General features: G+C 67.6%; 10 protein-coding genes. 4 read left to right on the forward strand and 6 right to left on the reverse strand.

Annotated features, from left to right (window positions below; genetic code table 11):
* The first annotated feature begins 55 nt into the window (after positions 1 to 55).
* From QN239_RS25920 to QN239_RS25935, 4 genes are all read left to right on the forward strand, one after another.
* Positions 56 to 1,666 carry a S53 family peptidase gene (locus tag QN239_RS25920; protein ID WP_499014732.1) on the forward strand — a complete coding sequence of 537 codons (1,611 nt, stop codon included), beginning with the start codon at positions 56 to 58 and terminating at the stop codon, positions 1,664 to 1,666.
* Positions 1,666 to 3,615 (forward strand): zinc ribbon domain-containing protein, encoded by a 1,950-nt coding sequence (locus tag QN239_RS25925; protein ID WP_499014733.1) that lies wholly within the window; start codon positions 1,666 to 1,668, stop codon positions 3,613 to 3,615. The genes QN239_RS25920 and QN239_RS25925 overlap by 1 nt, the downstream gene beginning before the upstream one ends.
* Positions 3,616 to 3,720: 105 nt before the next feature.
* Positions 3,721 to 4,725, forward strand: a complete 1,005-nt coding sequence (locus QN239_RS25930) for an alpha/beta hydrolase (protein WP_499014735.1) — start codon at positions 3,721 to 3,723, stop codon at positions 4,723 to 4,725.
* A gap of 80 nt (positions 4,726 to 4,805) precedes the next feature.
* Positions 4,806 to 5,720 (forward strand): MerR family transcriptional regulator, encoded by a 915-nt coding sequence (locus tag QN239_RS25935; protein WP_499014737.1) that lies wholly within the window; start codon positions 4,806 to 4,808, stop codon positions 5,718 to 5,720.
* 13 nt (positions 5,721 to 5,733) lie between these two features.
* Here the strand turns inward: QN239_RS25935 and QN239_RS25940 are convergent, their stop codons facing one another.
* The 6 genes from QN239_RS25940 to guaA all read right to left on the reverse strand — a co-directional run bounded on the left by QN239_RS25940 (position 5,734) and on the right by guaA (position 12,185).
* A complete protein-coding gene (locus QN239_RS25940) occupies positions 5,734 to 7,314 on the reverse strand; it encodes a gamma-glutamyltransferase family protein (RefSeq protein ID WP_499014739.1) in 1,581 nt (526 codons plus the stop codon).
* 14 nt (positions 7,315 to 7,328) lie between these two features.
* A complete protein-coding gene (locus tag QN239_RS25945) occupies positions 7,329 to 8,126 on the reverse strand; it encodes an amino acid ABC transporter ATP-binding protein (RefSeq protein WP_499014740.1) in 798 nt (265 codons plus the stop codon).
* A gap of 3 nt (positions 8,127 to 8,129) precedes the next feature.
* The gene (locus QN239_RS25950) at positions 8,130 to 8,921 is read right to left on the reverse strand and encodes an amino acid ABC transporter permease (protein WP_499014742.1); all 792 of its coding nucleotides are present in this window, start codon (positions 8,919 to 8,921) and stop codon (positions 8,130 to 8,132) included.
* 10 nt (positions 8,922 to 8,931) lie between these two features.
* Positions 8,932 to 9,777 (reverse strand): ABC transporter substrate-binding protein, encoded by an 846-nt coding sequence (locus QN239_RS25955; protein ID WP_499014744.1) that lies wholly within the window; start codon positions 9,775 to 9,777, stop codon positions 8,932 to 8,934.
* Between the two features lie 135 nt (positions 9,778 to 9,912).
* On the reverse strand, positions 9,913 to 10,581 hold the full coding sequence (locus tag QN239_RS25960; protein ID WP_499014746.1) for a TetR/AcrR family transcriptional regulator: 669 nt from the start codon (positions 10,579 to 10,581) through the stop codon (positions 9,913 to 9,915).
* 17 nt (positions 10,582 to 10,598) lie between these two features.
* Positions 10,599 to 12,185 (reverse strand): glutamine-hydrolyzing GMP synthase, encoded by a 1,587-nt coding sequence (gene guaA, locus QN239_RS25965; RefSeq protein ID WP_499014748.1) that lies wholly within the window; start codon positions 12,183 to 12,185, stop codon positions 10,599 to 10,601.
* Positions 12,186 to 12,293: the final 108 nt, after the last annotated feature.

The raw sequence follows: 12,293 nt of genomic DNA on the forward strand, positions 1-12,293 counted from the left end.
AACGTAGGCACGAGCGAGCCGGGTCTGCTGACATGCGGGCCCGGCACCTCGGAACGTGAACCGCCACCACACGGGCATCGCCCACTGGCTACCGGCGCTGGTGCTCGCCGGTGTGCTGGTCTTCGCCTCTGATCTTCCGATCAACCGTCACTTCTCCGGGCCCAACGTCATCGACGGTCCCTATGCGTCGCTGTTGGCCGCCTCGACCGACCTCGGTCCGGCCCGGCCGCAACAGATCCAGCTGACGGCCGCACTCACCGATCAGCAGCGCCCCAGCGAGCTCATCGACTGGACGCATGATAATGGACTCTCGGTCTCGTGGCGCCCCAGTGACAACTGGGCCATCGTCGAGGGCACCCCGGATGCCATAGCGCGCGCCTTCGATGTCACCGTGCACGACTACCGCGGCCGGCAGGGGCAGCAGTTCTACGCTTCACCGCAACAGCCGGTGGTGCCCGAAGCGCTGCGCGACGAGGTCGCCGAACTCGGACGCATCCTCGGCTACACGCCGCACCACGTGTCCCGTCCGGAGATCGCGCTGGACGTCCCGGATCGTGGACTGACCCCGAGCGCCCTGCTCACCACCTACAACGCGGACAAACTGGCCACCGCCGGCTTCACCGGCAAGGGCACCACCATCGTCATCTTCGCGTTCAGCGGTTACGACCAGAAGGACCTCGACAGCTTCTCCGCCATGTCCGGCCTGCCCCGGTTCACCCCGGAGACGCTCGGCGATCCGCTCCCGGTGGCGCACGGCGAGACGACGATGGACCTCGAACTGGCACATGCCGTGGCCCCCGATGCACACAAGGTCGTCGTGAACGCCCGCCCGACCGTCCAAGGCGATGGCGCCTATCAGAAGATCGGCACGCTGTTCGAGGACACCGACCGTGCCTATCCCGGCGCGATCTGGAGCCTCTCGATCGGCTGGGGTTGCGACAAGCTGCTCACCGCCGCGGACCTCGCCCCGGTCCGATCGGCGCTGCGCACCGCGCAGTCGCACGGCACGACCGCCTACAACGCCAGCGGCGACCTCGCCGGCCTGGAGTGCAAGGGCGGCACCGACTGGGATTCGGTGCCGGGACCCAACGATATCGGGCTGGACTCGGTGTCCTCGATTCCCGAGATGACCAGCGTCGGAGGCACCACCCTGTCCACCGACGACCGTGGCACCTGGCTGGCCGAGCAGACCTGGTTCGACGTCCCGTTGTCCCAGGGCACCGGCGGCGGGCTGTCCGCCCTGTTCGACCTGCCGCCCTGGCAGCGTGCCGCGGCCACGCAGGTGCCTCCCGCCCGCAACACCGGCAAGCGGATGACCCCGGACATCTCGGCGGTGGCGGACCCGTTCACCGGCGTGAAGATCGTGCTCGACGGCAACGTGGTGATCGGTGGCGGCACCTCTCAGTCCGCCCCCATCTGGGCCGGCCTGACCGCCGTGATGGACCAGTATCTGCTCGCCAACGGCGGCAACCTGATCGGTGAGATCAACCCCCTGCTGTACCGCATCGCCACCGGTGCGCCGCTGCCGGCGTTCCGGGATATCACCCTGGGTGCCAACGCCGTTGACGTTGCCGGCCCCGGTTATGACCTGGTCACCGGATTGGGTACGCCCGATATCGACAACCTGGTCCGCAATCTGCTCATCGCACAGAGGATCCAGGCCTGATGACCACCACCTCCGACGGTCCGGACACCTCGCCGGCTCCCGGCATGGTGGAATGCCCCATCTGCCGGGTCGACGTCCCCGCGGGCAAGTACTGCGGGCTGTGCGGGGTACCGCTCTCCGAACATCAGGCCGGTGACGGCCCGCATTGGCTGCGGGCCCGGACCTTCAGTGCCGCACCCGGCCAGCATCTGCTGACACCGTCCATCACCAGCTCACTGTTCCCGCACCTGTCCCCGCGGTCACGCAAGGCATTCCTGCTGGGGCTGGCGCTGCTGGTCGCGGCACTGATCATCGCGACGGTGTTCCGGTTGCCCGCCGCACTCATCACGGTGGCCTCCCTCGGCCTGCCGTTGTTGTTCGCGATGTACATTCGCGAATCCGATCTCGCCAAGGACATTCCGCGCAGCACCCTGGCACTCACCGCGGTGCTCGGGATCGGGCTCGGCGTGGTCTGGGTGCTGCTGACCGGAGCCGCGGTGGCGCGCGCCTACGGCGTACCGCTGGGTGCGGGCATCGCCGGGGGCCGCATCATGCGCGACGGTATCGGCATCCCTGTCGGCGCCATGATCATCATGCTCGTCCCGGCGGTGGTGGTACGCCTGTCCCGGCCCGGTACGCGAGAAGCGCTGGACGGCTACGCAATCGGCGCCCTGGGTGCGCTGACCTTCAGCGGCGCGGCCACCTTGACCCGGCTGGCCCCGCAGTTCACCACCGGCATGGTCGCGCGCGCCCGGCCGCTGGACGGCCTGCTGGTCGAGGCGGGTATCCGCGGGATCGCCGTCCCCCTCACCGCGGCAGCCGTCGGTGGGCTGGTCGGCGCAGCCCTGTGGTTCAGCCGGCCCCCCTCCAAGGTCGGCAAGAACCGCGGGTTCGTGCGCTTCACCCTGATCTCGACCGCCGTGGTCGTCATCGCCGTCTACGCGGGGTTCGGCCTGATCGACGTCGCCCGGGTGCCCCAATGGCTGCAATTGGCCGTGCATTTGACGTTATCGCTGCTCGCCCTGCTGGCCCTGCGTATCGGCCTGCACCTGGCACTGCTGCACGAGGCCCAAGACGAGATGCGGGCCGACGAACCGCTGCTGTGCAACGAGTGCAATCACGTCGTGCCGGATGCCCCGTTCTGCGCGAACTGCGGCGCGGCGATGCACGCGTCGTCGCGATCCTCCCGGAACTCCCGGCGTGAGGAACGCCCGATCCGGCTCGCGGAAGAGGCACCGACAGGCGAGATCGTCGTCGGCCTGACACCCGGCTACTCGCTTCATTCCGGGTCCTTCACCGCCCCACCGCCGTCCAAGACCACGTTCCGCTGGATCGCATTGGTGCTCAGCACCACCATCCTGGTGATCGCCGGTGGGCTCGTCGGACTGTCCGGACTGCTGGCCACCCCGTCCGCACGGTACGTGTGCCCACCGGACTGCGGCCGCCCACCGATGGGGCAGCCGGTGAACGTCAACCCACGTTTCACCGCGGCGGACGGATCCTTCTCGGTGTCCTACCCCTCCCCCGAGTCGGCCTACACGGTCACCAAGACCGATAACAGCGTGACGGCCGTCTTCCAGGTCAGCGACGGCGGCACCCTGCGCCTGTTCAGCGAGCCGGCCCGCGGCCGGTCCCCCCGCGATATCGCGAACACGCTGCTGAAACAGACCTTCCCGGACACCAAGATCGCCTACGAGATTCCCAACGCGATGGTCGGCTACCAGCCCGGCTACGGGCTGGTAGCCGACTGCTGGCCCCAAGGTGCGATGAGCAACTACACCCGGATGCGGGTCGTCGTGCTGGTCTCGGTGAAGAACGACGTCGCACTGGTCGCCGGAGCGGTCGGGCCCTATCACGCTTTCGGCCCGGATTTCGGTTCCGGCAAACCGTCGGCGGTCGGCCTGGAGATCGCCCTGGACATGGGCAAATACGTCAACAGCTTCAGCTGGCGCGGAGACCCGCCCCGCTGATTCTCCGGTGACCCGCGGAGCACCACTCGTCCGCCAATACTGACATTGACAAATGTCATCAATCGTTGGTGTACTCGACGGACGCTTCGACCAAGGGAGGTCCGGATGCCCACCCACCCCACCCGCCGCGGCACCACGGAGCTTCCCGCCCGCGGATCGCTGCAGTCACGGGCAGCGGCCACCGTCGGCGGCTTCACCCTCCGCCCGCTGAGTGGACTCCTTCCGGCCGAACAATTCTGGGGCGTGTGGGCGGCCCGGCAGGTCATCGCCGGGGTGATGGACACCTTCGGCCCCTCGCTGTCCGGCACCAGGGTCGAACCCGTCGATGTGCGCCTGGCCGATGGCCGCCGGGTGGTCGGCGAATGGGTGTACGGCCGAGGCGTCCCGGGGAACCACGACAGTGCGATCTACTACCTGCACGGCAGTGGATACGTGCTGTGCTCACCCCGCACCCACCGCAGACTGACGGCGTGGTTGTCCCGGCTGACCGGGCAGCCGGTGTTCTGCGTCGACTACCGGCTGGCACCGAAGTACCGATTCCCCACCGCCGCAACCGATGTGCGTGCCGGCTGGGACTGGCTGCACACCGAACTCGGGATCGCGCCGGATCGCATCGTGATGGCCGGCGATTCCGCCGGCGGACACCTGGCCGTCGACCTGCTGCTGCAGCCGGGCGTCCCGCATCCCGCGGCGCTCGCGTTGTTCTCCCCGCTCTTCGATATGACCTTCGGCCTGGCCCGCACCCGCGATGCGCTGCGCCGTGACCCGGCGATCAGTCCGCGTGACGCCGCCCGGCTGGTCGGCTTGTACTGCGGCGCAGCCGATATGGCCCACCCGGGATTGACGCTGGACGTCAGGAACGGACGCCGGCTACCACCGACGCTGATCCAGGCCGGCGGGGCGGAGATGCTGCTCGGCGACGCCCGCAGATTGCACGAGGACCTGCGGGCCGCCGGCGCCGACTGCGAACTCCAGGTCTGGCCCGACCAGGTGCATGTCTTCCAGGCCCTGCCCAAGCTCAGCCCCGAGGCCCGCCCGGCCATGCACAGCGCGACCGCATTTCTGGCGGAGGCATTGCACCGCAACACCATCGCCGAAGTCGCCGGATGACCATCGTCGTGGCCGCCCCGCCGGCTGCACCCGCGCTCACCGCGCACGCCGCGCACGCCGCGCTCAGCGGGCCGGCGTAGATGCCGCCACCCCAGCCGCCCCGGCCCCAGGCCGGCGCCATCGCGGCCATCCTGGGTGGTCTGCGCCGGGCACCGCAGCAGATCCGCCGGAGCTCACGCGATGTGGTGGAGACCGCGGTGTCGCAATTGTTCGACGCGGCAGTCCAACCGCACGGGGTGGCGGCGTCCGGTGAGTACCGCATCGAGGAGTTGGCACGACTGGCCGGCAGCACCACCCGCAACATCAGGGTGTATCGGGACCGCGGGCTGCTGCATCCACCGCTGCGGGTCGGCCGCATCGTCCTGTTCAACGACACGCATCTGACCCGGCTGCGGCTGATCACCTCCATGCTCGACCGCGGGTACACCATCGCCCATGTCCACGAGATGCTCAACGCATGGGAGCAGGGCAAGGACATCGGTGATGTGCTCGGCTTGGAGAACGCCATCGCGGGCAGCTGGGCAACGGAGAAATCCGAGCGGATGCCGGTGTCGCAGGCCAGGGAGCTCATCGACGACGACGCGGCCTTCGACCGGCTGTGTGACAACGGCCTGATCAAGCTGGCGGGCGAAGACGCAATCATCCTGCGGCCCAAGTTGATCGAGGCGTTCAACGATATCCGTCGGTACGGGATCGGTATCGACACCCTGATCGACGTCCACGAACGGGTGCTGCCCCACGTGGACGAGATCAGCTCGATCCTGGTGCAGGCCGGGGTGGATCATCTCGCCCACCGGATCAAGCCGGGCGAACCTCTGCCCGCCGATACCGAAGTCGCCGAGCTGATCACGATGCTGGTCCGGTTCCGCACCCAGGCGGTGGCCGCGGTGACGGCGACGCTGGCCGTCTCGATCGAGTCGACGATCGAGAACGTCGTCGCTCAGATGCTCACCGAGTACCTCGGGAAGGATCCCGGCGCGGACGAGCCGACGTAATACCGCCGGCACGTCACGGTGCGGCCCACCGTCCCGGCCGGCGCGGGAAGTGCGCCACCATCCCGGCCCCGTCCGAACGCGGGTCGGAAGCCGCGGCCATGTCATCGCCCGCGACGAACACGACATTGCTCTGTCCCATCGACTCGGTGTGCTGGGGCACCTCCCGCACCGCCAGACCCGACCTGCGCAGCGCGTCCCGCCCCTGGTCGCACAGCTCGGCCTCCACGGTCACGGTGTCGGGGGTGTCACCGTCGGCCTGGCTGCCGACGATCGCCCGGGGATCGGACACCGCGACCGCGGCGGACGCCCCCTCGACGGCCCGCAACAGCACCTGGGTCAGAATCTGGGGCTGGCCCTGACCACCCATGGTCGCCAACACGTGGCGCACCGTCCCGTCGTGCGTCGTCATGGCCGGCATCAACGTGTGTGCGGGCCGTTTGCGCGGTGCGAGCACATTCGGCGATTCAGCGGCCAGCGAGAAACTCGTGCCGCGATTGTGGAACAGCACACCGGTGGCCGGATCGATGAGACCGGACCCGAAGGCGTGATAGACGCTCTGGATCAGGGACACCGCATAGCCGTCGCTGTCGGCGACCGCGATACCGACCGTGTCACCGTGAGGCACCAGCACCGGCCCCGGTACCGGCTCGGTCACGCCGAGCTCACCCAGTGCATCGTTGACCAACGCGCCGCTGTCGACACCGCTATGACGTGGGTCGGCCAAATAGGTCGAACGTAACTGGTTGCCGTGCAGAAAGATCCGCATCAGGGTGCCGATATCCGCGGTCAGCGGGTGGCGCAGCCGAAGTTCCTCGATGGCACGCAACGCTCGCAGCATCAGGAACCCATGGGTGTTCGGCGGGCTGGTGAAGACCGTCAGGTCGCCGAAGCGAGCAGATAGGGGTTCGACGACATCCGGTACGTAGTCAGCGAAATCCCCTGCCGTCAAACATGATCCGCAGCGGCGCAGGTATCCGACCATACTGTCGGCCAGAGCGCCGGTATAAAAGGCGTCGGGGCCGTCGTGGCGCAGCGCGGCCAGGGTGGCGGCCAGCTCCGGCTGAACCAGGACGTCCTCGGTGGTCAACGCCCGACCGCCGGGCCGGAACACCCGGCAGTAGTCCTGCACCTCGGCAAGATCGGCGTTCTCCGGGTCCGCGATATGGCGGGCCAGCGATGACGCCACCGGCACACCACGTTCGGCGACCCGCTGGGCACGTTCCAGGTTCTGCGACCATGGCAGCCGCGCGCCCAGTCCACGCAACACCTCCCACCCCCGGACCGCGCCGGGGACCGTCACCGAATCGGCGCCGCGCAAGGGCAGGGCCGCGCCGTGCCGGGATCTCATCCCGGCGGCGGTGCTGCGCCGGCCCGACCAGCCGGAGGCATTGACACACCGCACCATCGCGTCCGGGGTGCGCACCAACGCGATGAGGTCACCGCCCAGCGCGACATTGTGCGGATAGACGACGGTGAGAACGGCGGCAGCACTGATCGCGGCGTCGATCGCGCTGCCCCCTTCGGCGAAGGCGGCCATACCCGCGTCGGTGGCCAGGGCGTGCGGTGTCGCCAGCGCACCGGTGAAAGTGGACACGATGTGTCGAGCTCCTAGTGAATGGTGGACAGGAATGCCTTGGTACGCGCATGGCGCGGGCTGCCGAACACCTCGTCCGGCGGCGCGTCCTCGATGATGCGGCCGGCATCCATCACGATGATCCGGTCGGCCACCTCACGGGCGAAACGCATCTCGTGCGTCACGACCACCATCGTCATATGTTCGGCGGCCAGCTCACGCATCACGGCGAGCACCTCGCCGACCATCTCGACATCCAGTGCGCTGGTCGGCTCGTCGAACAACATCACCTTGGGCCGCATGGCAAGTGCACGGGCGATGGCCACCCGCTGCTGCTGGCCGCCGGAGAGCTGGCTCGGCCGCGACGACGCCTTGTCGGCCAATCCGACGCGTTCCAGGAGGGCCAGCGCATCCTGTTGTGCCTTGCCTTTCGGCGTACCGAGCACTCGGACGGGACCGCTCCACACGTTCTCCAGCGCGGTCATGTGCGGGAACAGGTTGAAATGCTGGAACACGAAACCGATCTCGCGGCGCCGTTTGGCGAGCTCGGCGGTGCCGACCTTGCGCATGCTGGTCAGATCTCGATGTCCGATCGGCATCCCGGCGATCAGGATCTCACCACTGTCGACCTTCTCGAGATGGTTCAGCGAGCGCAGCAGTGTCGTCTTGCCGGCACCCGAGGGTCCGATCAGGACGACGACCTGTCCACGCCGGACATCCAGGGACACGTCATCGAGGACCTTTCGACCACCCAGGGTGCAGGACACCCCACGCACCGAGACGACTGTTTCGGCAATCGCATCGCTGTCGCTCATCATGCTCTCTTTCAACATTTTTCAGCTCACCCCGGCCGGCTGCGGCGATGCGTCCGAGGTCCGGCGGGCGCCCAGGAGCCGTCGACTGATCGGCACCCGCTGTTCGATACCGAGCTGGCGGGCCAACCGGTTCTCGATGCCGGCCTGGATGAACGTCCAGACCGTGGTGAGGGCCAGATAGTAGATCGCGGCGACGATGAAGATCTCGAAGGTGTGGAACGTGGCGGAACTGATGGCCTGGGTGACCAGGAACATCTCACTGACCCCGATCACGCTGAGCACCGAGGTCGTCTTCATCAGCCCGTTGAACGAGTTGCCCAGCGGGGGCACCATGACCCGCAGCGCCTGCGGGACGATGACCCAACGCATCAGCTTGACCGGTTTCATCCCGAGTGACGCGGCGGCCTCGAACTGCCCCTTCGGCACAGAATCCAGACCGGCCCTGATGATCTCGGCGATATAGGCGCTCTCGTTGACCATCAGGCCGATCACCGCAGCCTGCACGGCGGCCTTGACCGACAACCCCAGGATCGTCACATCACGGAATTGATAGAGACCCACGGCCGCCAGACCGGTGTAGATCAGCACCAGCTGCACCAGCAGGGGTGTGCCCCGGATGGACCAGATGTACACACCGGCCGCCCAGCGCAGCGGCGCCAGACCGGACCGCCGCATCAATGCCACGACGAGCCCCGTCACCGTCGCCAGCACCATCGCGACGACCGAGATCACCACGGTCAGAACCAATCCGTCGAGGAACGGAGCACTGGGTGTGAGCAGACTCTTCCAGAAGAACGGCCAGTCGAAGTTCATCCCGATCGGGTCACTTCTGGATCGACAGATCCGTCTGGCCCCACTGGGCGAGGATCTTGTCGTAGGAACCGTCGTTCTCCAGCGATTGCAACGCCTGCCGGATCGCGTCCTGCAGGACGGTGTTCCCCTTCAGGGTGGCGGCACCGATCTTGATGGTGCCGAACGGCCGGCCCGCCAGCTGGATCTGCGCGCCGGTCTTGGTCGCGTAGTACCCGAGCGTCTCGGCGGTGTCGAGGTAGGCGTCGACCTGACCGTTCTGAACCTGCTGTATCGAGACGTCGGCGTGGTTGTTGCGGTTGATGTCGATGGCCTGTTGCCCGGCTGCGGTGCATTTGTCGGACTGTTCCTGGGACAACGCCTCGGCCGTGGTGCCGACCGCGACCATCACTTTCTTACCGCACAAGCTGTCGTCCATTCCGGTGATCGCCGCGGGGCGCTGTTTGGCCACGGCGATACCGGTTCCCGAGTAGACATACGGTACGAAATCGACGACCTTCTCGCGCTCGGGCTTGATGTAGAGCTGCGCCATGATCACGTCGCATTGCTTGGCCTGCAGGGTAGGAATGACTGCGGCAAAAGCGGATTGGACGAATTGCGGTTGCAGGCCCAGATTCTGGGCGATCGCCTTGCCGAGGTCGACCTCGCTGCCCACCAGAGCGCCGGTCTCGTCGTGGTAGACGTTGGGCGGCGTGCCGTCGTTGGGGGCACAGATCTTCAGCGTGCCCGCCTCCAACACGGCCGGCGGCGCCACCTTGGCCGGGCCGGAGGCGACCGGCGTCGAGGGGGTGGGCGACGAACAGCCCAGTACGAACAGCGCGATACCTGCCGTGACGGCACCGAGTGCGGTCTTCCTCACGATTCCTCCCGGATCCATCAGGCCGACTGCTCGCGGCCCTCTCTATCGAACGATAGGGGACTATCGGTCGATAGAGGCGCCGAATCGGATCACTTCATGAGGAATTAACAACAACCGTCGAGACGAGGGCGCAGGTCAGCCGCCGGCCGGGACCGCGGCCTCACTCAGCCGGCGCTGCGTCACGGCGCGGATCCGGTCCAGATCGGCAGGCTCGACCAGCAGCGCGCGCAGCACGAAGTCCGCAGCTTGCAGTGGTCGCTGCACCCGCATCCGGCCCCTCGGTCCGCCCTGTTCGCGAAGGGTCTCGAACAGCACTCCGTTGGCCGCGCGCAGCACGAAGCCGGCATCGCATTCGACGAATTCCCCGTCGCGTGTGCCCGAACGGATGAGTTCCTCGACCAGATCGTGGAATATCTCGATACCGCGCTTCTCCTGCACGAACTCCGGCATCGCCAGCACCGCGTCCTGGTACAGGCCGCGCGCGTCGAAGGGCTGCACCAGCATTTCGCGGACGTCACTGGCGACGGTCAGATGCAGCTTCTCCCCCCACGTCGTCTGTTCGGCCAGACGGCTGCGCACACGGCCGATGGACGGGCCGAGGTCCATGTCGATCAGGGTCCGGAAGATCTCGTGCTTGGCGCTGAAATGGTGAAACAACGACGGTTGGCGAATCGCGACCGCTTCGGCGATATCCCGCGTCGAGGTACCGAAATAGCCGCGCTGGGCGAACAATTCCGAGGCGGCGAGCAGGATCCTGCCTCGTGTCGAGGTCCAGTCCACCGGCGTCGGCTGCCAGTCCGCCATGTACTTCACCGGGCCGGCTACTCCCACTCGATGGTGCCCGGCGGCTTGCTGGTGATGTCCAGCACCACCCGGTTCACCTCGGACACCTCGTTGGTGATGCGGGTCGAGATCCGCTCCAGCACGTCATAGGGCACCCGGGTCCAGTCCGCGGTCATGGCGTCCTCACTGGACACCGGTCGCAGCACGATCGGGTGTCCGTAGGTGCGGCCGTCGCCCTGCACACCCACCGAGCGGACATCGCCGAGCAGCACCACCGGGCACTGCCAGATCTGGTGGTCCAGGCCGGCGGTGGTCAGTTCCTCACGAGCGATCGAATCGGCGCGGCGCAGGGTGTCCAGCCGCGAGGCGGTCACCTCGCCGACGATGCGGATACCCAGCCCGGGTCCCGGGAAGGGTTGGCGCGCAACGATTTCCTCGGGAAGTCCGAGCTCTCGTCCGACCGCCCGGACCTCGTCCTTGAACAGCAGCCGCAGCGGCTCGACGAGCGTGAACTTCAGGTCGTCGGGCAGGCCGCCGACGTTGTGGTGGCTCTTGATGTTCGCCGTGCCGGTGCCGCCGCCGGACTCCACCACGTCCGGGTAGAGCGTGCCCTGCACCAGGAAGTCGATATCGAATTCACTGAGCGAATCGCGCACCGCACCTTCGAAGGCGCGGATGAACTCACGGCCGATGATCTTGCGCTTGCCTTCGGGATTGGTGACCCCGGTCAGCGCCTCCAGGAAACGGTCGGCGACATCGACGGTCACCAGGTTGGCCCCGGTGGCGGCGACGAAGTCCCGCTGCACCTGGGCCCGCTCCCCCGCCCGCAACAGGCCGTGGTCGACGAACACACAGGTGAGCCGGTCCCCGATGGCGCGTTGCACCAGCGCCGCGGCGACCGCGGAATCCACGCCGCCGGACAAACCGCAGATCGCCCGGCCGTCGCCGATCTGTTCGCGGACCTGCTCGATGAGCTGGTCGGCGATATTGGCCGGTGTCCAGGTCGCGCCGATCCCGGCGAAATCGTGCAGGAACCGGCTCAGCACGTGCTGGCCGTGCGGCGAATGCAACACCTCGGGGTGGTACTGCACACCCGCCAGCCGCCGAGCCCGGTGCTCGAAGGCGGCCACCGGCGCGCCGGCACTGGTGGCGACCACGTCGAAGCCGTCTGGAGCGTCGGTCACCGCGTCACCATGGCTCATCCACACCGGCTGGGTGGCGGGCAGCTCCGAATGCAATTGCCCGCCGGAGACTTTCAGCTCGGTGCGGCCATACTCGCTGGTGCCGGTGTGCGCGACGGTGCCACCGAGCGCCTGGGCCATGGCCTGGAAGCCGTAGCAGATACCGAAGACCGGGACATCGAGGTCGAACAGTGCGGGATCCAGTTTCGGCGCCCCTTCGGCGTAGACACTGGCCGGACCGCCGGAGAGCACGATGGCTTGCGGGTCGCGGGCCTTGATCTCCTCGACCGTCGCGGTATGCGGGATGACCTCGGAGAACACTCTGGCTTCGCGCACGCGCCGCGCGATCAACTGGGCGTACTGAGCCCCGAAGTCGATGACCAGGACAGGGCGGGTCTGCGATGACGCGCTCGCGCGAAGAGCGTCTTCCGAAGCTGATTCCACCTGCTCAGTCTAGTGAGGGGCTGCGCAGCACCGCCCTCTCGGCTCGGGTTTGTCACGCACGCCGCAGGGTACCCACCCAGCGGCGTCGTCCCCGACACCCCGGAGACA

The organism is Mycolicibacterium sp. Y3, assembly GCF_051188035.1.
GTDB classification, from domain to species: domain Bacteria; phylum Actinomycetota; class Actinomycetes; order Mycobacteriales; family Mycobacteriaceae; genus Mycobacterium; species Mycobacterium fluoranthenivorans.